At 58.0% G+C, this 19,977-nt stretch carries 21 protein-coding genes and 1 pseudogene; 18 read left to right on the top strand and 4 right to left on the bottom strand.

What is annotated here, in order from left to right:
* The 8 genes and pseudogenes from R0J92_RS11870 to R0J92_RS11835 all read left to right on the top strand — a co-directional run bounded on the left by R0J92_RS11870 (position 1) and on the right by R0J92_RS11835 (position 8,376).
* Positions 1–600 (top strand): CoA pyrophosphatase, encoded by a 600-nt coding sequence (locus tag R0J92_RS11870; protein ID WP_411051819.1) that lies wholly within the window; start codon positions 1–3, stop codon positions 598–600.
* Entirely contained in the window at positions 597–1,751 is a 1,155-nt protein-coding gene (locus R0J92_RS11865; RefSeq protein ID WP_411051818.1) for a CCA tRNA nucleotidyltransferase, read from the top strand. The genes R0J92_RS11870 and R0J92_RS11865 overlap by 4 nt, the downstream gene beginning before the upstream one ends.
* A gap of 242 nt (positions 1,752–1,993) precedes the next feature.
* A complete protein-coding gene (locus tag R0J92_RS11860) occupies positions 1,994–3,832 on the top strand; it encodes an ABC transporter ATP-binding protein (RefSeq protein WP_411051817.1) in 1,839 nt (612 codons plus the stop codon).
* Positions 3,829–4,674 (top strand): annotated as a pseudogene (locus tag R0J92_RS11855) (ABC transporter transmembrane domain-containing protein); the annotation flags it as partial. The gene R0J92_RS11860 and the pseudogene R0J92_RS11855, both read left to right, overlap by 4 nt.
* Positions 4,675–4,758: 84 nt before the next feature.
* Complete coding sequence (locus R0J92_RS11850) at positions 4,759–5,673, top strand: ABC transporter ATP-binding protein (RefSeq protein ID WP_411051856.1); 915 nt, start codon at positions 4,759–4,761, stop codon at positions 5,671–5,673.
* 56 nt (positions 5,674–5,729) lie between these two features.
* Positions 5,730–6,974 carry a class I SAM-dependent RNA methyltransferase gene (locus R0J92_RS11845; protein WP_411051816.1) on the top strand — a complete coding sequence of 415 codons (1,245 nt, stop codon included), beginning with the start codon at positions 5,730–5,732 and terminating at the stop codon, positions 6,972–6,974.
* 25 nt (positions 6,975–6,999) lie between these two features.
* Positions 7,000–7,785, top strand: a complete 786-nt coding sequence (locus tag R0J92_RS11840; RefSeq protein ID WP_411051815.1) for an ion transporter — start codon at positions 7,000–7,002, stop codon at positions 7,783–7,785.
* A 75-nt stretch (positions 7,786–7,860) separates the two neighbouring features.
* Positions 7,861–8,376 (top strand): murein L,D-transpeptidase family protein, encoded by a 516-nt coding sequence (locus R0J92_RS11835; protein ID WP_317384872.1) that lies wholly within the window; start codon positions 7,861–7,863, stop codon positions 8,374–8,376.
* An 84-nt stretch (positions 8,377–8,460) separates the two neighbouring features.
* Here the strand turns inward: R0J92_RS11835 and R0J92_RS11830 are convergent, their stop codons facing one another.
* Positions 8,461–8,955: a CAP domain-containing protein gene (locus R0J92_RS11830; RefSeq protein WP_106162433.1), complete on the bottom strand. Its 495-nt coding sequence runs from the start codon at positions 8,953–8,955 to the stop codon at positions 8,461–8,463.
* 168 nt (positions 8,956–9,123) lie between these two features.
* Between R0J92_RS11830 and R0J92_RS11825 the strand changes: the two genes are divergently transcribed.
* Complete coding sequence (locus R0J92_RS11825; protein ID WP_411051814.1) at positions 9,124–9,741, top strand: L,D-transpeptidase; 618 nt, start codon at positions 9,124–9,126, stop codon at positions 9,739–9,741.
* 138 nt (positions 9,742–9,879) lie between these two features.
* On the top strand, positions 9,880–10,062 hold the full coding sequence (locus R0J92_RS11820; protein ID WP_106162432.1) for a hypothetical protein: 183 nt from the start codon (positions 9,880–9,882) through the stop codon (positions 10,060–10,062).
* 107 nt (positions 10,063–10,169) lie between these two features.
* Here the strand turns inward: R0J92_RS11820 and hemH are convergent, their stop codons facing one another.
* Positions 10,170–11,231: a ferrochelatase gene (hemH, locus tag R0J92_RS11815; RefSeq protein WP_106162431.1), complete on the bottom strand. Its 1,062-nt coding sequence runs from the start codon at positions 11,229–11,231 to the stop codon at positions 10,170–10,172.
* A gap of 105 nt (positions 11,232–11,336) precedes the next feature.
* On the bottom strand, positions 11,337–12,176 hold the full coding sequence (locus R0J92_RS11810) for an SAM-dependent methyltransferase (RefSeq protein WP_411051813.1): 840 nt from the start codon (positions 12,174–12,176) through the stop codon (positions 11,337–11,339).
* Positions 12,177–12,187: 11 nt separating this feature from the next.
* Here R0J92_RS11810 and R0J92_RS11805 point away from each other — a divergent pair, with 11 nt between their 5' ends.
* The 4 genes from R0J92_RS11805 (at position 12,188) to R0J92_RS11790 (ending at position 14,527) form a co-directional block, all read left to right on the top strand.
* A complete protein-coding gene (locus R0J92_RS11805; protein ID WP_411051812.1) occupies positions 12,188–12,919 on the top strand; it encodes a double zinc ribbon domain-containing protein in 732 nt (243 codons plus the stop codon).
* A gap of 71 nt (positions 12,920–12,990) precedes the next feature.
* The gene (gene grxC, locus R0J92_RS11800; protein ID WP_106162428.1) at positions 12,991–13,248 is read left to right on the top strand and encodes a glutaredoxin 3; all 258 of its coding nucleotides are present in this window, start codon (positions 12,991–12,993) and stop codon (positions 13,246–13,248) included.
* A 5-nt stretch (positions 13,249–13,253) separates the two neighbouring features.
* A complete protein-coding gene (locus R0J92_RS11795) occupies positions 13,254–14,087 on the top strand; it encodes a carbon-nitrogen hydrolase family protein (protein ID WP_411051811.1) in 834 nt (277 codons plus the stop codon).
* Positions 14,087–14,527, top strand: a complete 441-nt coding sequence (locus R0J92_RS11790; RefSeq protein ID WP_106162426.1) for a MarR family winged helix-turn-helix transcriptional regulator — start codon at positions 14,087–14,089, stop codon at positions 14,525–14,527. Before R0J92_RS11795 ends, R0J92_RS11790 begins: the two co-directional genes overlap by 1 nt.
* 293 nt (positions 14,528–14,820) lie before the next feature.
* Here R0J92_RS11790 and ubiG read toward each other — a convergent pair whose 3' ends face one another.
* Positions 14,821–15,564 (bottom strand): bifunctional 2-polyprenyl-6-hydroxyphenol methylase/3-demethylubiquinol 3-O-methyltransferase UbiG, encoded by a 744-nt coding sequence (gene ubiG, locus R0J92_RS11785; RefSeq protein WP_411051810.1) that lies wholly within the window; start codon positions 15,562–15,564, stop codon positions 14,821–14,823.
* A 50-nt stretch (positions 15,565–15,614) separates the two neighbouring features.
* Here ubiG and pip point away from each other — a divergent pair, with 50 nt between their 5' ends.
* The 4 genes from pip to nusA all read left to right on the top strand — a co-directional run bounded on the left by pip (position 15,615) and on the right by nusA (position 19,961).
* Complete coding sequence (gene pip / locus R0J92_RS11780; protein WP_411051809.1) at positions 15,615–16,595, top strand: prolyl aminopeptidase; 981 nt, start codon at positions 15,615–15,617, stop codon at positions 16,593–16,595.
* Positions 16,592–17,449: an ABC transporter substrate-binding protein gene (locus R0J92_RS11775; protein ID WP_411051808.1), complete on the top strand. Its 858-nt coding sequence runs from the start codon at positions 16,592–16,594 to the stop codon at positions 17,447–17,449. The genes pip and R0J92_RS11775 overlap by 4 nt, the downstream gene beginning before the upstream one ends.
* Before the next feature lie 284 nt (positions 17,450–17,733).
* Positions 17,734–18,345 carry a ribosome maturation factor RimP gene (rimP, locus tag R0J92_RS11770; RefSeq protein WP_106162422.1) on the top strand — a complete coding sequence of 204 codons (612 nt, stop codon included), beginning with the start codon at positions 17,734–17,736 and terminating at the stop codon, positions 18,343–18,345.
* Positions 18,345–19,961: a transcription termination factor NusA gene (gene nusA, locus R0J92_RS11765; RefSeq protein WP_106162421.1), complete on the top strand. Its 1,617-nt coding sequence runs from the start codon at positions 18,345–18,347 to the stop codon at positions 19,959–19,961. The genes rimP and nusA overlap by 1 nt, the downstream gene beginning before the upstream one ends.
* The last annotated feature ends 16 nt before the right edge of the window (positions 19,962–19,977 follow it).

The raw sequence follows: 19,977 nt of genomic DNA, 5'->3' as shown, positions 1-19,977 counted from the left end.
GTGTCAGCGCTGGCAGCGAAAATCACCAAGGCGCTGACGCGCAATCCCGAGGCGACCTCTGATTTCGATTTGAATCCGCGCACCGTGCTGCCGGTTGAGCGTGAGCTGCGTTCAGCCGGAGTGTTGATCGGAATCGAGACGTTTGACACGGTACCGCAGGTTATCCTGACCAAGCGATCATCTGCGTTGAAGCATCACCCCGGGCAGATTGCATTTCCCGGGGGCAAGGTAGATGCCGGAGATCGCGATGTGACTGATGCGGCCCTGCGCGAGGCTTGGGAAGAGATTGCCTTGCCGCGCGATTTGCCTCGCATTCTTGGCCAACTGCCTGCACATGAAACCGTGACCGGGTTCCAGGTGACCCCGGTGGTTGCGTTGATCGAGCGCCCATTTGAGGTGCGCGCCGAGGTTGGCGAGGTCGCAGAAGTGTTTCGCGCGCCCTTGGCTCACGTGCTTGATATTGAACGCTATCAAATTCAATCTCGCCGCTGGCGCAAAACGCGTCGGCACTATTTTACGGTTCCCTTTGGTCCCTACTACATTTGGGGTGCTACCGCGCGCATGTTGCGTGGCTTTGCCTCCATGATGGATACGACATGAAAATCGACCAGCCCTGGCTTCACGCATCATCCACCCGCAGGGTCTGCGATGCTCTCAGCGACGCTGGGGCAGAGATCTATTTTGTCGGAGGATGTGTGCGGAATGCGTTGCTGGGCGCGGATGTGTCGGACCTCGACTTGTCGACCAATGTGGTCCCGCAGGCGGTGATCGCCGCCGCCGAAGGCGCTGGTCTCAAGGCGATCCCGACCGGGATTGATCATGGCACGGTCACGGTCGTCGCCGAGGGTGTTCCCCATGAGATCACCACTTTCCGTAAGGATGTGGCGACCGACGGGCGGCGTGCCGTTGTGGCCTTTGCCACGGATATTGCAGAGGACGCGCGGCGCCGGGATTTCACCATGAATGCGCTGTACGCCCGCCCAGATGGCGAAGTCGTTGATCCATTGGGTGGATTGGATGATCTGCGGGCGCGCCGTGTGCGGTTTATCGGCCAAGCCCGTAATCGTATCAAAGAAGACTACCTTCGGATTCTGCGCTACTTTCGTTTTCACAGCTGGTACGGCGACGTAAGTCTTGGGTTTGACCCCGAAGCGCTGGCCGCGATTTCGGAAACGCAGGAGGGACTCGATCAGCTGTCACGCGAGCGGGTCGGCGCTGAGATGGTCAAACTCCTGCGCGCGCCTGACCCCGCACCTTCGATCGCGACCATGCGGCAGATCGGAGTTCTGGGGCATGTTCTTCCCGGCGCCGATGACCGTGCGCTTGCTCCCCTGATCCATCTGGAAGGACAGAGCGATGTAGCGGCGGAAACCCGCCTTGCGGCTCTTGGCGGTGAAGATCTGCAAAACGCCCTGCGGCTGAGCAAGGCCATGTCTGCCCGTGTCAGCCTTCTGCGCGACCTCGCGGAAGGGCTCCAGGGCCCGGCAGAGATCGCGTATCGCCATGATGCTGTCACCGCCTACCAGGCCGCACGACTACGCGCCGCATTGCTGGAAATGCCTACTAAAGCCAATTTAGACACTGATATTGCGCGTGGCGTGGCAGCCCGCTTCCCGCTCAATGCCACAGATCTGATGCCGAAGTTTCAGGGCGCAGAGCTTGGCCGTGCGCTCAAAGCGCTGGAGGCCGAGTGGATATCGTCCGGTTTCTCAGCAAGTCGCGAGACACTTCTGTCCAGTGTTCGGCAATAGGTGTGTGAGGCGGCGTCAGATATTCTTCATGGTTGAAGCGCGTGACAAACGCGTTTCTGCGCGCTACCCCTTAGCTTGTGGAAGCTGAAGGTTCAGGAGGAATGCTGATGTATTACGGGATCTGGAACGACGATTGACGTCCGAGTCCGACCCGTAGGGTGAGTCGGGGGCCTCGGTCGCCACCATTCACCATGCCTATCGCATTCTTTGACTTTCCTTGCTCAAATTGATGGAGCAACCACATGTTTCGCTTCTTTGAAAACCTCATCGACCCCTATTGCGACTATCCGGAAACTGATCGCCCGCCGACCAAGCTCTGGCCGTTCATGCGCGACTATGCGCAGCCCTTCAAAAAGGTGTTTTGGGCAACGGGTCTGATCTCGGTCGTCGTTGCCGCAGTGGAGATCGGTTTGATCTCCTACATGGGCCGTGTCGTCGATATTTTGTCCGGCTCTCCTGAAGAGGTCTGGGCGACGCATGGCACTGAGCTGATCCTGATGGCCGTGTTCATTCTGTTTCTGCGCCCGGTGATCCAGCTGATCGATGTCATGTTGCTCAACAACACGATCCTGCCGAACTTCGGCACCCTGATCCGCTGGCGTGCCCATAAACATGTGTTGCGTCAATCTGTTGGTTGGTTCGAGAACGATTTTGCAGGCCGTATCGCCAATCGCATCATGCAAACACCCCCCGCGGCTGGCGAGGTGGTGTTCCAGGTCTTTGATGCGATTACCTTTGCATTGGCTTATATGCTCGGGGCGGCGTTGCTCCTGTGGGCGGCAGATGCCCGCTTGCTGCTGCCGTTGCTGATCTGGTTCGTTCTATACGCGGCACTGATCAGGTGGACTGTTGTTCGTGTCGGACCTGCCAGTCAGGCCGCGTCTGATGCGCGCTCCACGGTTACTGGGCGCGTGGTCGACAGCTATTCCAACATTCACTCGGTCAAGATGTTCGCGCATCATGATCGCGAGTTGGACTATGCCAAGTCCGCGATCGAGGAGACGCGCACGACGTTTCAGGCTGAAATGCGGATATTCACCATCATGGATGGTGCCCTCGTTATGCTCAACGGGTTGCTGATCGTGGGCGTGGTCGGGTGGGGCATTGCGCTCTGGATGCAGGGATTGGCCAGTGTCGGCGTGGTTGCTGCGGCGACAACGCTGACATTGCGGCTGAACTCCATGACGGGTTGGATCATGTGGGCCTTGACCAGCTTCTTCCGTCAGCTCGGTGTTGTTTCAGAAGGGATGCAAACCATCGCTCAGCCGATCGACTTGGTGGATGATAAGACCTGCAAGCCGCTGCATCTGACCAAAGGCAAGATCACATTCGATAATCTGTCCCATCATTACGGGCGCGGATCAGGAGGGCTTGATCAGCTGAATCTGACTATACACCCCGGAGAGAAAGTCGGACTGATCGGGCGATCTGGCGCCGGCAAATCGACGTTGGTTAAGCTGCTTCTTCGGTTCTATGACACCGAAAACGGGCGCATTCTGATCGACGGTCAGGATATCTCAACCGTGACACAGGACAGTTTGCGTCAGAACATCGGCATGGTGCAGCAGGACAGTTCGCTCTTGCATCGCTCCGTGCGGGACAACCTGCTTTATGGCCGTCCGGATGCGGAGGAGCAGGAGATGATTGCTGCCGCACGCAAGGCACATGCCCATGATTTCATTCTCGATCTTGAGGACCCGCAGGGGCGCACCGGCTATGATGCGCATGTCGGCGAGCGTGGTGTGAAACTGTCAGGTGGCCAGCGACAGCGTGTGACTTTGGCGCGCGTTATCCTGAAAAACGCACCGATCCTGCTGCTGGACGAAGCGACATCCGCGCTTGATTCCGAGGTCGAGGCCGCCATTCAGGAAACGCTTTACGGCATGATGGAGGGGAAGACTGTAATTGCGATCGCGCACCGCCTGTCCACCATCGCGCAGATGGACCGGATCCTTGTGCTCGATCAGGGAAAAATCGTCGAAGAAGGCACGCATGAGGCGCTTTTGGCCCAGAGCGGCCTATATGCACAATTCTGGGCGCGCCAGTCGGGCGGGTTCCTGAATGTAGAGGCAGCAGAATGAAGCTTGGAAATCTGATCGACGCGTTTCAACCCGCGGAGGGGCCGCCGCCACAGACATTAGGCGCGTTCATCCGCTGGTGTCTGTCGGGGGCCGGGCCGATGTTGGTGGTCGCGGCGGTGTGTTCCGCACTTGCGGGCGGTATGGAGGCGGGAACGGCCTTCATCCTCGGTGTGGTGATTGATACGGCCATCGCAAGTGGCCCGGAGGGGTTCTTCGGTGCCAATCTTGGGACTATCGTCGCGGCTCTGGCGTTTTTCCTGCTGGTGCGGCCGGTGCTGTTTGGCCTTTCGGCGGCGACCAACGCCATAATTGTGCAGCCAAACGTAAGTCCGCTGGTCCTGTCACGGATCAATCGTTGGACCCTTGGACAGTCGGTGCGATTCTTTGACGATGATTTTGCCGGCCGGATCGCACAAAAGCAGATGCAGACCGCCAATGCAGTGACCTCAGTTGTGGTTGAGGTCATCAATGTTGTGGCCTTTGCCTTGGCCTCTCTGGTTGGCGCATTGATCCTGCTGGGGGCCGTTGATCTGCGCATCACGCTGCTGTTCCTGATCTGGTTGCTGGGGTATTTTGCCACCATTCGCTGGTTCTTGCCGCGTATTCGCAAGCGGTCTGCCAGTCGCGCCGGCGCCCGTGCCAATGTGACCGGACAGGTTGTGGACACCATTACCAACATCAAGACGGTGCAACTCTTCGCCCATGCCGATCATGAGGAACGTGGCGCGCAGGACGCGATGGTGACCTTCCGTGAGAAGGCGCTTGAGTTTGGATACCTGTCGGCGTCGTTCCGGTTCTGCCTGATGACGCTGGCAGGGCTGCTGCCGGTTCTGTTGATCGGTGCAACCCTGTGGCTGTGGCAGGGCGGCATCGCCAGCGAAGGAGACATTGTTGCCGCTGGCGCAGTTTCTATCCGGATTGCACAGATGACGGGTTGGGTCAGTTTCACCCTCATGGCGATCTATTCCAACGTGGGCGAAATCGAGAATGGAATGAAGACGCTGGCGCGGCCGGACCGGATCGAGGACGATCCTGATGCGCAGGAGCTTCAGGTGCGCAAGGGCGAGATTGTACTGGATGACCTGAGTTTCAGTTATGGGCGCGATATTGGCGGCATATCAGATCTGTCACTGACCATTCCACCGGGCGAAAAGCTCGGGATCGTTGGTGCTTCCGGGGCCGGGAAGTCGACACTTGTGTCACTGCTACTGCGTCTCTACGAGCCTGAGCAGGGCCGCATTCTGATCGATGGGGCCGACGTTTCGAGCGTCAATCAGAACAGTTTGCGCAGCCAGATCGGCATGGTCACGCAGGAGACTGCGATGTTCAATCGATCAGCAATGGATAACATTCTCTACGGCCGTCCCGACGCCAGCAGAGAAGAGGTGATCGCGGCGGCGTCCGCAGCCGAGGCGCATGAGTTCATCACCGACCTGCAAGACGGGCAGGGACGGGAAGGGTATGACGCCTATCTGGGGGAACGTGGCGTTAAGCTCTCAGGCGGGCAACGTCAGCGGATTGCGTTGGCACGGGCTATCCTGAAGGATGCGCCGATCCTCGTGTTGGATGAGGCCACCTCAGCACTCGATTCTGAAGTCGAGGCGTCAATCCAGTCTGCCCTGACGCGGGTGATGGAGGGCAAGACGGTCTTGGCCATTGCGCACCGACTGTCGACATTGGCGGAGATGGATCGAATCATTGTCTTGGATCGAGGGCGTATCGTCGAGCAGGGCAGTCACGATGAACTACTCGCGCAGGGCGGTCTCTACGCTCAATTCTGGACCCGTCAGTCAGGTGGCTTCATCCGCACGGAAGAGGAGGCCACAGAAGCTGCCGAGTAGGGGGCGCAATGCGTTTCCTCCTTTTGCCGCCGGACGTCCCGCGCTATGGCAGGAGCATGACAAACGCAGCCAGAACCAGAGCCACGATTGAACGCTTGGGACACCAGGGTGACGGGATCGCCCCGGGACCACTCTTTGCACCCAGAACATTGCCGGGAGAGATCATCTCCGGTGTGATCTCAGGGCAGACCTTGACGGATATCCGCATCGAAGAACCGTCCGAGACCCGCGTGCAGGCACCATGTCGCCACTACAAGTCCTGCGGGGGCTGCCAGTTGCAGCACGCGAGCGATGACTTCGTGGCAGATTGGAAGGTCGATGTGGTTCGCCACGCACTGCGAACCCGTGGATTAGAGACTGATTTCCGGCCTATTCAAACCTCACCGTCACGCTCCCGACGCCGGGCAACGCTGTCCGCAAAGCGTACGAAGAAGGGGGCCATGGTCGGCTTTCATGGCCGGGCCTCCGACATTGTAACAGAGATCACGGATTGTCACCTTCTTGCGCCAGAGTTGATGGCGGCAATCCCGATGGTTGAGGCTCTCGCCATTGTTGGGGCCAGTCGCAAGGCACCCTTGTCGGTGACTTTGACGACGTCCGATGCTGGTCTGGATGTGCTGGTGCGGAATGGCAAACCTCTTGATGGGCCGTTGCGTATTCAATTGGCGCAATCCATCGAGCGGTATGAAATCGCTCGTTTGACCTGGGAAGACGAGCCGATCGGAATGGAACAGCCGCCAACACAGCGCTTTGGCGCGGCAAGGGTCTGCCCTCCACCGGGATCCTTCCTGCAAGCGACACATGAAGGTGAGGCGGCACTGGTTGCTGCGGTGCAGGAAGGCGTCGGAGAGGCGCGCCGGATCGCGGATCTCTTTGCCGGGTGTGGGACCTTCTCACTTCCGCTCGCACAGAAGGCCGAGGTCCATGCTGTCGAAGGGGAGCGCGATATGCTGCAGGCGCTCGAGCAAGGATGGCGCATGGCGCGCGGTCTCAAAAAAATCACCACCGAAACGCGAGACCTGTTCCGCAACCCGATGCTGCCCGAAGACCTGAAGTCGTTTGACGCTGCGTATGATGCGGTAGTGATTGATCCGCCGCGTGCTGGCGCAGAAGCCCAGGTGGCAGAAATCGTGCGCGCGAAGGTTCCGACCATTGCTTATGTGTCGTGCAATCCAGTTACTTTTGCTCGGGACGCTGAAACTCTTGTTGCTGCAGGTTATTCGCTCAACTGGGTGCAGGTCGTTGACCAGTTCCGCTGGTCATCGCATACCGAGCTGGCAGCCAGCCTGACCCTGTCCTGAGCCGAACCATAGGAGTGTCTCCCCGATGATCGACCGTATGAAATCCGTTCTGGACAGCGATGTCTTTGGTCGGTTCATCACAGCTGTTATTCTTGTGAATGCGGTGACATTGGGGATGGAGACCTCGGATGCGGTGATGGCACGTATCGGAGAGCTGGTTCTACTGATTGATAAGCTCTGCTTGGTCATCTTCATTCTTGAGATCGGGGCGAAGCTGATTGTTTGGCGGTTTCGCTTCTTTCGCAATGGTTGGAACGTGTTCGATTTTCTGATCGTTGGTATTGCGTTGGCGCCGGCCGCACAGGGGTTCTCGGTCCTGCGGGCACTTCGTATCCTGCGGGTATTGCGTGTTATTTCCGTTGCACCGAGATTACGCCGCGTGGTCGAAGGGTTCATCACCGCACTGCCCGGAATGGGGTCGGTTTTCTTGCTGATGGCGATCATCTTCTACATCGGATCGGTCATGGCGACGAAGCTGTTCGGTAGCAGTTTTCCGGAGTGGTTCGGCACGCTTGGCCTGTCGGCCTATTCCCTGTTCCAAATCATGACGTTGGAAAGCTGGTCGATGGGGATCGTGCGTCCGGTGATGGAACTCTATTCATATGCTTGGGCGTTCTTCGTGCCTTTCATCATGGTCACGACCTTTGCTGTCGTGAACCTTCTTGTCGGCTTGATCGTGAACTCCATGCAGGATGCGCATTCCGAAGAAGAGGGAGAGCGCACCGACGCCTATCGGGATCAGGTCATTTCTCGTCTCGAAGCGATCGAAGCGCGTATTGCCCGGCTGCAGGACGAGACGACAGAAAAGTGATTATCTTTTCTTAACCAAGTTTGCTGTAATGCTAACAAAGAGCATAAAGCCATCAAGAGCGGACAGATCAAGACAATGCACAGGCGTACATTCGGGGCAGGTATTCTGGCCACCCTCGGAGCAGCTGGTTGTTCCAGCGGCCCCAATATTCGACGGTACAATGGACCTCCGGTAACATCGATCGTGGTGAACAAGGGCACGCGGAAGATGTACCTTTTGAACGAGGCGAAGGTCTTGCGTGAGTACGACGTCGGTTTGGGCTTTGCCCCCGTCGGACATAAACAAATCGAGGGCGACGGCCGCACACCAGAAGGCACATATCGCATCGACCGTCGTAACCCCCGCAGCCAATTTTACTTGTCGCTGGGGATTTCATACCCGAATACTTCGGATCGGGCCCATGCGCGGACATTGGGCGCCAGCCCGGGTGGGGATATCTTCATCCACGGCGAACCGAATGAACGCAAGGATCGTCGCCGGGCTGCACGGATTCAGGACTGGACGGCTGGTTGTATTGCCGTGAGCAATGACGAAATCGAGGAAATCTGGGCTATGGTCAACGACGGCACAATCATCACGCTTCGCCCGTGACAGTGCCAGATATGCCGATACAGACGAAAAAGGCCGCTCCATATGGATGCGGCCTTTCCTATTGCGGGGGACTGAAAGCGGTGACTACTCCGCCATTAACAACGTCCACCAGATCTTGCCGTTGGCTTCCTGGAACCAGGAAAAGCCCATGTTGCGGGCCTTGGGGTCCATGACAACAGAGCGCGTGCCACTGTTTTCCATCCAGGCTGTCAGCGTTTGCACTTCGTTTTCGTAGGACTCCGAAATGTTTTCCCCAACGAGCTGGCCCGTATAGCCAACCCGGTTGACACGATCGAGAGGGGAAGAGCCGTCGGAGCCGAAGTGCCAGGGCCGGTTTTGCACTGACATATCACGGGAATGAGTGGCTGCCGCTGCGTTGAGCTTGCCGTCCAACTGCACTGTGGGGCTGCCAGCAGCCTCACGCAGGGCGTTGACGGAGTCCAGCATGCGGAACTGGACACGTTCTTCGTTCCGAATTTTGTAAACACCGGACCCGGTCGCGGTGCCATCGTTGCCAGTGGTACATGCCGCCAGCACAAAACTCGTCAGTGTAGCCAGAATCAGGAAAACACGTGTCATTCTAAACCCTAAAAAGTGTTCGGTCAGAGCGTCCCTTAGCTCTCCTGTGACTTATAGGCAAACCCGGTTGGGTCACAATGACGAGATATGGGGGGATTGAATTGCGACTGAGGCATTCCAGCCATAGACTGCCCGATAATGGATCCCTTCAGTACAGAGTATCTTCTGATGACACCTAAGAACCCTTTGAAGCCGTCGCGCCGGCAATTTCTTGCGGGATCTGTCTCGCTTCTCGCCACCCCAGCGCTTGCGCAGGGCGTAGCTGAGACGGAAGAGCCATCCTTTGATCCCCTGCGCCCACCACCGGAACCGGAGCCGAATGTTGCCCGCAATATTTCCGCATTTCGGGCCAAGGACTGGCGCCCTTACTTCGACACCCTGCGCCGCGGGGCGATTCTCGTCGATATTAACAGCCGCGCGTTACATTTCTGGTCCGAAGATCAGTCGGTCTACAAGCTGTTCCCTTCGTCGGTGCCGCTGAGTGATGATCTGACACGCCGCGGTCGCACCAAGATTACTCGCAAGGTTGAAGGTCCGGGATGGGCACCGACGCCGAACATGCGAAAACGCAATCCGGAGTGGCCCGCCTACATTCCGCCCGGACCTGATAACCCACTGGGGACACATGCGCTTTATCTCAGTTGGAAGTACTACCGCATTCATGGAACGCACGATACGCGCAAGATCGGGCGCAAATCCTCCAATGGCTGCATCGGCCTCTACAATGAGCACATCGCCGAACTCTACAAACTGACACGAACCGGGACACAGGTGTTGCTAATTTGACGACAACCACCCAAAGCTCGACGCGAGAGATTTAACAACCAATTGCAATCCGGTGTGTTTCCCGCTTAAAAAAAACCACGAGGTAAGTCTTGAGTGCGCACATCATATGTGTGCTGTGCGCGTATTCTGGAGGTTAACATGAAGAAACTCATTATCGCTGCCGCTCTGGTCGCTGCTGCATCCGCAGCATCCGCTGGCAACCTGGCAGAACCGATCGTTGAAGCACCGGTTATCATCGAAGAAGCAACCGGTTCTTCTTCCGGCATCCTGCTGCCGCTGCTGCTGCTCGTTATCGTAGCTGCTGCTGCCGCAAGCAACTAATCGTTGCCAAAAGAATGAGAAAGGCGGCTGGATCACCAGCCGCCTTTTTTCGTGTCTTTAAAGATATTTAGAGCGCGACATACCTGCCTAGCGACGATCATGCGCAGTCAGTCCAGCCACCCTTTAAGATTGTTTTGGATCATCTTTGACAGGGCTGAAATGTGACCTGCGCTTTCATTCAGGCAGGGGATGTAGGTGAAGTCTTCCCCGCCCGCGTGTTCAAAGCTCTCGAAAATCTCTTCATTGATCTCTTCCAGAGTCTCGATGCAATCGGCGGAAAATGCCGGGGCGATCACCGCAATCCGCTTTTTGCCCTGCTTCGCCAGCTCCGCGACATGTTCCACCGTGTAGGGACGCAGCCACTCTTCAGGGCCAAAGACCGACTGAAATGTGGTGGTGATCTGTGATTCGTCCCATCCCAGCCGTTCGCGCAGCAGCCGAGTCGTTTTCTGGCACTGGCAGTGGTAGGGATCCCCCTGCATCAGGTAGCGTTTTGGCATGCCATGATAGGAGCAGACCAGAATATCGGGTTTCTTCTCCGCCTTCGCATAGGCTTCCTCCACCGACTTCGCCAGAGCATCAATATACTCAGGCTGATCGAAGTAGGGTTCGATTGTCCGAGCGGCAGGTTGCCAGGTCTGTTCCATCAGGGCACGGAAAAATTCGTCATTCGCGGTGCCAGAGGTGGCGCCAGCATACTGCGGATACAACGGTACAAAGAGGATCTTGCGACAACCGGCAGCCACCATTTCGTCAACCTTGGATTTGGTCGACGGATTGCCGTAGCGCATGCAGAAATCCACCATGACCTGATCGCCGTAGATCGCTTCCATCGCCTGCGCCATCTCGTGGGTCTGGTCCTTGGTGATCGTCATAAGCGGGCTTTCGCCCTTGTCGTGGTTCCAGATGGATTTGTAGGCAGCGCCCGATGCGAACGGTCTCTTGGTGAGAATGATAAGCTGCAGCAGCGGTTGCCACTTCCACGCGGGGTAGTCGATGACGCGCTTGTCGGACAGGAATTCGCCTAGGTAACGACGCATGGGCCAATAGCTGTAGTGATCCGGCGTACCGAGATTCGCCAGCAGGATACCGACCTTCTCAGGCTTGACCGCCGGATGGTCCGCGGGGGCATGAGCAGGGCAGGTCGCAGTCGGGCTAGCATCCAGCATGGGTAGGGGTCCTGTGTGATATCGCAGTGAGAGATTTTAACAATTGATACGGTGTTACGGGGCTGATGGCCAATTGGATCACCTGACTGCGACCATTGGCTCAGGTTATCGGTCTCGATCTGGGAGCTTGGTCTCCGGGACCTTCAACGCATCTGCCAGGCGCATCTTTGCTGAGCCGGGACGCAGGGGTTGTGGTTGGGTGTCGGCGGGCGACCAACCGGTGAGGCACACAAGCTCGAATGTTGCGTTCAGCTTGCCGTCTTCGGTGGCAAAATTCTGACCGTAGATGTGATTCGCCAAGTCGAACACTGCCCGGCGCGTCGGTTTGCGGAGCCGGTTGGTCATCGCGTTGGTTTCCCCCATGGCGCGCAGATCTTGCATCAGATGCGGCAGGTCGCGGTATTGCACCGAAAGTGGCACCACGTCTGCGACTGGTAAAGCAAAGCCCGCTCGTTGCAAAAGAGCGCCGAGGTCGCGAATTTCACCCATCGGTGCAACGCGCGGCGACAGGCCGCCGCTGATATAGGTTTCGGCCTCTGCAAGCGAGGTGCGCAGCTCATGCAGCGTCTGACCACCAAGTGTCACCAAGAGAAGTAGACCGTCCTCCTGCAAGGCGCGTCGGCACTGAATCAACTGCCCGACTGGATCATTGGCCCAGTGCAGCGCCATGACATGAATGATCACGTCATATGCTTGTGGTTCCAGCGCCAAAACGTCGTTGTCGAGAACGATTTTCTGCCCAGGGAGTACGTTTTCCCAAGGTTCCGCAAAAGGCGCAACAATCGCTGGCTTGGTAAAGGTTCTCTTAACCATGCTCAGCCGATCCTCGACCTCGTCTCTCGCCATGTCGTGCAGGAACATCGCATCCGATTTACGTCGGGTGCGGCGTTGCCGAAGTGCGTCGTGATCGAAGATCTGGGGATGAGCCATTGGTTCTTGAGTCATGAGGTGTACCTATGACGTTGCGCACACGGTTTCAAACGGCAGTTTCATTGATTTACCCGGCGCGCTGTCTGAATTGTGGCGGGTTGGTCGAAAGCGATTTTGGACTTTGTAGCGCGTGCTGGCGCGATACATCCTTCATCTCGGGTCTTGTATGTCACAGCTGCGGGGTGCCGGTGCCTGGTGAGGACGACGGGCAAATCGTGCGTTGCGATGACTGTTTGAAAACCCCGCGAAACTGGCAGCAGGGGCGTGCGGCGATCATCTACAGCGGGCAAGGGCGTCGCCTGGTACTGGCGTTGAAACACGGGGATCGAACCGATCTTGTGCGTCCGGCATCGGCCTGGATGGGCCGCGCCGCCGCCGACCTCTTGACCAACGATCCGTTGATTGTGCCCGTGCCGCTGCATTGGACACGATTGGTGCGCCGCCGATATAATCAGTCTGCCTTATTGGCGCAGTCGCTGGCTGCACGTGAGGGGCAGGACTGCTGCCCAGACGCATTGATACGGTCCCTACAAACACCGATGCTGGAAGGGCGCAGCCGGGACGAGCGCATGACGATCCTGAGGGACGCGATCCGGCCGCATCCACGAATGGGATGTCGGATGCAGGGCAGAGAGGTTCTGCTTGTGGATGACGTGATGACCAGCGGGGCGACGCTTTCCGCATGTGCGAATGCATGCACCGTTGCGGGGGCGGCTTCTGTCAATGTTGTCGTGCTCGCTCGGGTCACGGCGGCGTGAAAAGGCTGGCAAAGCTTGATAAAAAGTACCACATGGCTCAGCATCCATGAACCAAGCCTACGGAGACCAACATGAAACCGGTCGAAATCTATACCTCACCTCTTTGCGGTTTTTGCCACGCAGCCAAGCGTTTGCTGAACCAGAAGGGCGTCAGCTTTTCCGAAATCGATGTACTGGCTGACCCGGATCGCAAGGCAGAGATGATCCAACGCGCCAATGGCGGTCGTACGGTGCCACAGATCTTTGTTGGTGAGACGCATGTCGGCGGATGTGATGAGCTTTATACGCTGGATCGCGCTGGAAAGCTCGATCCGCTGCTTGCGGCCTGAGCTCCATGGTACGTGCCGCACTTCTACAGATGACCTCTTCCGATGTGCCGGATGAAAACCTCATAGCGGTCAGGCAAATGATGGCGGATGCGGTTTCGCAGGGGGCGGAGTTCATTCTAACCCCGGAAGTTACAAACTGCCTGTCGACAAGCCGGACCCATCAGCGTGAGGTGCTCTGTCACGAAGAGGATGATCCGACGCTGTCCGGCCTGCGTGACGCTGCCGCGAAACATGGTGTGTGGGTGTCCATCGGTTCTTTGGGACTCAAGACGAAGGACGGCGATGGACGCTTTGCCAACCGGCAATTTGTAATCACACCAAGTGGTGAGATCGCGGCGCGGTATGACAAGATCCATATGTTTGACGTTGAAGTGACCCCAGAGGAGACCTACCGGGAATCTGATGGCTATCGTCCGGGAACGCAGGCTGTTGTTGCACAAACTGATTTTGCAAAGATTGGCCTCACCATTTGCTACGATGTGCGCTTTCCAACGCTGCATCGGCGATTGGCTCAGGGCGGGGCAACGATCTTGACCGCTCCAGCAGCGTTTTCGCATGTGACGGGGGCGGCCCATTGGCATAGTCTGCTTCGGGCTCGGGCGATCGAGACAGGTTGTTTTGTCTTGGCTGCGGCCCAGACGGGTGTGCATCCGGCAAGCCGCGGCGCGCAGCGTCAGACCTTCGGTCATTCGGTCGCGATTGCCCCCTGGGGAGAGGTTCTGGCCGATGCGGGTACTGAGGTCGGAATTACTTGCGTTGACCTCGACCTCGAAGAGGTGAACAAGGCACGCAAACGCGTACCTTCGCTGACCCATGACCGGGAGTTTGACGGACCCTGATGGATGAGAACCATTCCCTTGCCATTTCGCTTTTCAGCGAAATACTGATGGCTGACCAGCTTGCGCGGGCACGATTGGGCAAGGCTCTGCCCAAGGGAATGGAGCTGTCACATTTTTCGGTTCTGAACCACCTTGCACGGGCGGGGCTGGAACGATCCCCGGCGCAATTGGCCAAGGCCTTTCATGTGACGCGCGGTGCCATGACGAACACGATCAACAAGCTAGAAGTCGCTGGTTATGTGCACGTCCGGCCGGATTGGGATGATGCGCGCCGCAAGATGGTCGCCATCAGTCCGGCAGGACGCAAGGCGCGCGATGCGGCATTGGCCTCGATCATTCCGATGATTTCCGAAGTGGTGAGCGAGTTGGGAGGAGACCGTGTCCGTGCGGCGCTCCCGATCCTGCGAGAGTTTCGCGGCAAGTTGGAAACCGAAGACTGAGATACCAACGATTGGCTGAATGAAAGAGAGCGCCGGGTAATTCCGGCGCTCTCTTTAAAATTAGGGCCGTGAGTGGTGTGAGTGTGTCCCCAATTGCACAAATTCTGTTCCGTCGGGCATCGAGTGCCTGCCATAGCAGCATGTTCCCTGTGCAAGACGGGACATCTAGGAGCTACAGCAGATCTTCGCAACGACGCGTTTGGATGAGTGCATATACTAAAGTATAGGCAGAAAGCTAAAGCAAGCGGTCGCACCGAAAATTGACTGTGAATTCGCGCTGGCGCGGCATCGCATCAGGGCTTTGTGCTTGCCGTGACGTAATTTACACCGAGGTCGCGGTCAGAGATCGACCAACTCCACAACAGCGGGTTGAAGACAAACCCCTTGCGGTCCACAGGCGTCAATCCAGCTTGGCTCAGCAGATCGAATAGTTCATCCGGGGTGATGAACTTGGACCACTCATGAGTACCACGCGGCAGCCAGCGCATCACGACTTCGGCGCCTACGATTGCCATGGCATAGCTCTTCGGATTGCGATTGATTGTGGAGCAGATTTGCAACCCGCCGGGCTTCAGCAGCTGTTGTGTCGCAGTGAGATAGCTCAGCGGGTCAGCGACATGTTCGACCACTTCCATGTTCAAGATCACATCAAAGGCCTCACCAGCCTCTGCGAGTGCCTCTGCCGTGGTGTGGCGGTAGTCGATTTCCAGACCTGATTGCTCTGCGTGAATTCGGGCAACGGGCAGGTTGCCTTCGGCGGCGTCGGCCCCAACCACATCTGCGCCGAGGCGGGCCATGGGTTCACTCAGGAGCCCACCCCCGCAACCGATATCGAGAATACGCAGGCCCGCAAACGGAGCGTCAGATGTAAGGTCGCGCTCAAACTCCCCGGCAATCTGGCGGGTGATGTAGTCCAGGCGACACGGGTTGAGCATGTGCAGGGGCTTGAATTTCCCATTGGGATCCCACCATTCCGCAGCCATTGCCTCGAACTTGGCAATCTCGGAGGGGTCAACCGTGGACTGTTGCGCTTGCATTCCTGTCTCCGTGTGTTTTCTTGTGGGTTCAGTCGTTAGTTAGGTCAGTAATGGACAAATACCCGGATCAAAAGCGCGCAGTGCAGTTTCTCTATCCGCCGATCGAGCCATTTGATCAGCGGATGCTGGACGTGGGCCAAGGGCACCGGATCTATTTGGAGCAGTCCGGAAATCCCGATGGCGTGCCGGTTATCGTGTGCCATGGCGGCCCCGGCGGTGGCACCAGCCCTGCGATGCGGCGGTATTTTGATCCGAGTGTCTACCGGATTATCCTGTTTGATCAGCGGGGCTGTGGCCGCTCTCGTCCGCACGCCTCCTGCGAGGACAATACCACTTGGCATCTGGTGGCGGATATGGAACTCATCCGCGAGCTCTTGGAGATCGACAGCTGGATGGTGTTTGGTGGCAGCTGGGGGGCGACCCTGGCGCTGGTCTATGGTCAGACACATCCTGACCGGGTTACCCACCTCATTCTGCGCGGTGTTTTCCTGATGACGCAGTCTGAACTTGCATGGTTCTACGGGGGCGGTGCGGGCAAATTCTGGCCGGAGACTTGGGAGAAGTTCACAGCGCTTGTTCCCGAGGACGAGCATGATGATTTGATCGCAGCCTATCATCGGCGCCTGTTTTCGGGAGATCGCGAAGAAGAAGTGCGCTTTGGACGCGCGTGGTCAGCGTGGGAAAACGCGCTGGCGTCCGTTTACTCGAACGGCGTGTCGGGAGAGAGCCCCGGTGACTACGCGCGGGCCTTCGCCCGGTTGGAAAATCACTATTTCTCGAACGGTGGCTTTCTGCATATGGATGGTCAAATCCTTGCAAACATGGGGCGCATTGCGCATATTCCCGGCGTCATCGTGCAGGGGAGGTATGACATGATCTGCCCACCGCAATCCGCATACGATATTCACAAGCAATGGCCGAACTCCGACCTGATCATGGTGCGAAATGCAGGCCATGCGCTGTCGGAACCAGGAATCAGCGCAGAGCTTGTCAAGACGATGGACCAGCTGGCCGAGGAACTGACGACATGAAGCGCCTGGACCGTCGTGCTCTCTTTGCCAGCGGTGCGGCTGCCGCGCTATTGGCGGCGACAGGCACCAGTCTGGCGCAGCAGCCGCGCCGGGGCGGCACGCTGCGCCTTGCGGTGCCGCGCGACGGGGGCCTCCTTGAGCGGGTGGCCCGTGGCGCGGTCTATGATCAATTGACGGAAGTGGCGCCTGACGGTCTGTTGCGGGGGGAACTGGCAACCGGCTGGCACAGTGACGATTCCGCTCGGCGGTGGATTGTGAAGCTGCGGCAGGACGTGTCCTTTCACGATGGTTTGCCTTTGAGGGCAAGCGATGTGATTGCCTCGCTTGAGGCACATGCATCGCGAGGTGATCTGCGTCTGGCAGGGTTACGTGCGCTGACGCTGAAGGATGATGACGCGGTTGAATTTGTGCTCGATGAAGGCAACCCCCATTTGCCCTATCGGCTGGCCGACACGGGTCTGGTGATCGCCGCTGACGGCGATGTGCAGGCCGGCTTGGCGACGATGACGGGAACAGGTCTTTACGCGGTTGAGCGCGCGCAAGATGGACGTCACTTCCGGGCCCGTCGCAGAGAGCAACACTACAAGGATGGCAGCGCGGGCTGGTTTGACGCGTTGGATCTGATCGTGATTTCAGACGCGGCCGTTCGGGCCGAGGCCTTGCGCGATGGCTTTGTGGATGTTGCCTCCCTGCCAACGCCAGAGGGTCTGAGAGGGCGCGGCAGTTTCAATTATCATCCTTCCGAGGGGGATATGGCACTGGCAGCCGGTCAGCATGTCGTCATGCCCCGGCGGATTTCCAACCGCGGCTCCTTGGATGATCATCGCATCACTGAGCGGTGGTGGATGGCGTGATCTGACGTCTGCGTCGAGCCAAAAAGATGCGTCGACTGACAGCATCCATCTTGAACGCACTCAAGACGATCAGACTGGGTGATTTGACACCCGCTCCTGCCTGATTGGGAGATGCGTAAGCGCCCCTCGGGCAGAGTTAAGCTTTGCCGCGGGAGGAAAGGGTTGCAAAACTGCGCGTGTGGGCGTATATCCACGCTCAACAGCGGCGCGTCGGGCTCTGGGCCTGAGGTACCAACGATTAATTTCGACGGGCCGCGGCCCGTTTTTTTGTGTTTGGAGGTCTGATGACCAACGATCTTATTGCCAAAGCTGCGATCGACCGCCGCCTGGCCGAGATCATCACCCCGGTGATCGAGGATCTCGGCTATGAGCTGGTGCGTATCCGGTTGATGTCCGGAAAGATGACCACGATGCAGATCATGGCAGACCGTCCCGATGGCGGTATCGAAGTTGATGACTGTGCCGCGATCTCGAACGCGATCAGCGCGACACTCGACGTCGAGGATCCAATTCTTGATGCCTATACGCTTGAGGTTTCGAGCCCCGGCATTGATCGGCCCCTGACGCGTCTGAAAGACTTCGACATGTTCGAAGGGTATGAAGCGAAACTTGAAACGGCTGAGCTGATCGATGGCCGCCGCCGCTTCAAGGGCGAGCTGGCCGGAGTTGAAGGGGACGAGGTCCTGATCAACATCGAAGAGCACGGCGAAACCGTGACGATCGGTTTGAAATTCGACTGGTTGAGCGATGCCAAGCTGGTGCTGACGGACGATCTGATCAAGGAAATGCTGCGTCAGCGCAAGGCCGCTGGCGTATTGAACGACGACGCCTTTGACGACATCGAGACCGAAGGGTCCGCAGAAGGGACCAAAGGGTCCGAAGAGGAGAACGAGTAATGGCTATCACCTCTGCAAACCAGCTGGAGCTGTTGCAAACCGCCGAGGCCGTGGCGCGCGAGAAGATGATCGACCCGGGTCTGGTCGTCGACGCGATGGAAGAATCCCTCGCCCGTGCGGCCAAGAGCCGCTACGGCAGCGAGATGGACATTCGTGTCTCCATCGACCGCAAGACCGGCAAGGCGACCTTCACCCGCGTCCGGACCGTGGTCGAGGATGCGGAGCTGGAAAACTATCAGGCTGAGCTGACAGTCGCGCAGGCAAAGCAATACATGGAGAACCCGACGATCGGTGATACCATCGTCGATGAAGTTCCCCCGGTTGAAATGGGCCGCATCGCCGCGCAATCCGCCAAGCAGGTGATTCTGCAAAAAGTGCGTGAAGCCGAGCGGGACCGTCAGTACGAAGAATTCAAGGACCGCAACGGCACCATCATCAATGGTCTCGTCAAGCGTGAAGAATACGGCAATGTCATCGTCGACGTTGGCTCTGGCGAGGGTATCCTGCGCCGCAACGAGAAGATCGGCCGCGAAAGCTACCGCCCGAACGACCGTATTCGCTGCTTTATCAAGGATGTCCGCCGTGAACCGCGCGGCCCGCAGATCTTCCTGAGCCGGACCGCGCCGGAATTCATGGCCGAGCTGTTCAAGATGGAAGTGCCGGAGATCTATGACGGCATCATCGAGATCAAGGCCGTGGCGCGTGATCCCGGCTCGCGCGCTAAGATCGCCGTGGTGTCCTATGACAGCTCCATCGATCCGGTTGGCGCCTGTGTTGGTATGCGCGGCTCCCGCGTGCAGGCCGTGGTCAACGAGCTGCAGGGCGAGAAAATCGACATCATCCCGTGGAACGAGGATCAGCCGACCTTCCTGGTGAACGCACTCCAGCCTGCCGAGGTTTCCAAGGTGGTTCTGGACGAAGAAGCCGGCAAGATCGAAGTGGTGGTTCCGGACGAACAGCTGTCCCTGGCCATTGGCCGTCGCGGTCAGAACGTGCGTCTGGCCTCGCAGCTGACCAGCCTCGACATTGATATCATGACGGAAGAGGAAGAATCAGCTCGCCGTCAGAAGGAATTCGAAGCGCGGACCGGATTGTTCATGGAGACCCTCGATCTGGACGAGTTCTTTGCCCAGTTGCTGGTATCCGAAGGCTTCACCAACCTCGAAGAGGTTGCATATGTTGAGCTGGACGAGCTTCTGGTCATTGATGGTGTGGACGACGGCACCGCCCAAGAGCTGCAAGCCCGGGCGCGAGACTACCTCGAAGCGCAGGCCAAGGCGGCGCTTGACAATGCCCGCAGCCTGGGTGCCGAGGACAGTCTTATTGACTTTGAGGGCCTGACACCCCAGATGGTGGAGGCGCTGGCCAAGGACGACGTCAAGACTGTTGACGACTTTGCCACTTGCGCTGACTGGGAACTTGCGGGTGGCTGGACCACTGCCAATGGTGAGCGGGTGAAGGATGAAGGCATCCTTGAGCCATTCGGCATGAGCCTGGAAGAGGCGCAAAAGCTGGTGATGACTGCCCGCATCATGTTGGGCTGGGTAGACCCGGCCGAGCTTGAAGCGGATGCAGAAGACCCCGAAGAAGAAGTGGAAGGGGATGTGGAAGCCTGATCGGCTTCCCGACTCC

Origin of the sequence: Tritonibacter sp. SIMBA_163, assembly GCF_046535935.1 — a bacterium.
In the GTDB taxonomy this organism is placed as follows: domain Bacteria; phylum Pseudomonadota; class Alphaproteobacteria; order Rhodobacterales; family Rhodobacteraceae; genus Epibacterium; species Epibacterium scottomollicae.
The sequence above is the reverse complement of the archived record's forward strand: the minus strand, read 5'-3'. Positions and strand labels throughout refer to the sequence as shown.

What these genes read in the sequence shown, in the direction of transcription:
- R0J92_RS11795 (WP_411051811.1), top strand. Translation starts at nt 13,254, where the DNA reads ATGGTACGTGCCGCACTTCTACAGATGACCTCTTCCGATGTGCCGGAT.
- R0J92_RS11820 (WP_106162432.1), top strand. Translation starts at nt 9,880, where the DNA reads ATGAAGAAACTCATTATCGCTGCCGCTCTGGTCGCTGCTGCATCCGCA.
- R0J92_RS11830 (WP_106162433.1), bottom strand. Translation starts at nt 8,955, where the DNA reads ATGACACGTGTTTTCCTGATTCTGGCTACACTGACGAGTTTTGTGCTG.
- R0J92_RS11840 (WP_411051815.1), top strand. Translation starts at nt 7,000, where the DNA reads ATGATCGACCGTATGAAATCCGTTCTGGACAGCGATGTCTTTGGTCGG.
- hemH (WP_106162431.1), bottom strand. Translation starts at nt 11,231, where the DNA reads ATGCTGGATGCTAGCCCGACTGCGACCTGCCCTGCTCATGCCCCCGCG.
- grxC (WP_106162428.1), top strand. Translation starts at nt 12,991, where the DNA reads ATGAAACCGGTCGAAATCTATACCTCACCTCTTTGCGGTTTTTGCCAC.
- rimP (WP_106162422.1), top strand. Translation starts at nt 17,734, where the DNA reads ATGACCAACGATCTTATTGCCAAAGCTGCGATCGACCGCCGCCTGGCC.
- R0J92_RS11805 (WP_411051812.1), top strand. Translation starts at nt 12,188, where the DNA reads ATGACGTTGCGCACACGGTTTCAAACGGCAGTTTCATTGATTTACCCG.
- R0J92_RS11845 (WP_411051816.1), top strand. Translation starts at nt 5,730, where the DNA reads ATGACAAACGCAGCCAGAACCAGAGCCACGATTGAACGCTTGGGACAC.
- R0J92_RS11850 (WP_411051856.1), top strand. Translation starts at nt 4,759, where the DNA reads ATGACGGGTTGGGTCAGTTTCACCCTCATGGCGATCTATTCCAACGTG.
- R0J92_RS11835 (WP_317384872.1), top strand. Translation starts at nt 7,861, where the DNA reads ATGCACAGGCGTACATTCGGGGCAGGTATTCTGGCCACCCTCGGAGCA.
- R0J92_RS11860 (WP_411051817.1), top strand. Translation starts at nt 1,994, where the DNA reads ATGTTTCGCTTCTTTGAAAACCTCATCGACCCCTATTGCGACTATCCG.
- nusA (WP_106162421.1), top strand. Translation starts at nt 18,345, where the DNA reads ATGGCTATCACCTCTGCAAACCAGCTGGAGCTGTTGCAAACCGCCGAG.
- R0J92_RS11810 (WP_411051813.1), bottom strand. Translation starts at nt 12,176, where the DNA reads ATGACTCAAGAACCAATGGCTCATCCCCAGATCTTCGATCACGACGCA.
- ubiG (WP_411051810.1), bottom strand. Translation starts at nt 15,564, where the DNA reads ATGCAAGCGCAACAGTCCACGGTTGACCCCTCCGAGATTGCCAAGTTC.
- R0J92_RS11775 (WP_411051808.1), top strand. Translation starts at nt 16,592, where the DNA reads ATGAAGCGCCTGGACCGTCGTGCTCTCTTTGCCAGCGGTGCGGCTGCC.
- R0J92_RS11865 (WP_411051818.1), top strand. Translation starts at nt 597, where the DNA reads ATGAAAATCGACCAGCCCTGGCTTCACGCATCATCCACCCGCAGGGTC.
- pip (WP_411051809.1), top strand. Translation starts at nt 15,615, where the DNA reads ATGGACAAATACCCGGATCAAAAGCGCGCAGTGCAGTTTCTCTATCCG.
- R0J92_RS11790 (WP_106162426.1), top strand. Translation starts at nt 14,087, where the DNA reads ATGGATGAGAACCATTCCCTTGCCATTTCGCTTTTCAGCGAAATACTG.
- R0J92_RS11825 (WP_411051814.1), top strand. Translation starts at nt 9,124, where the DNA reads ATGACACCTAAGAACCCTTTGAAGCCGTCGCGCCGGCAATTTCTTGCG.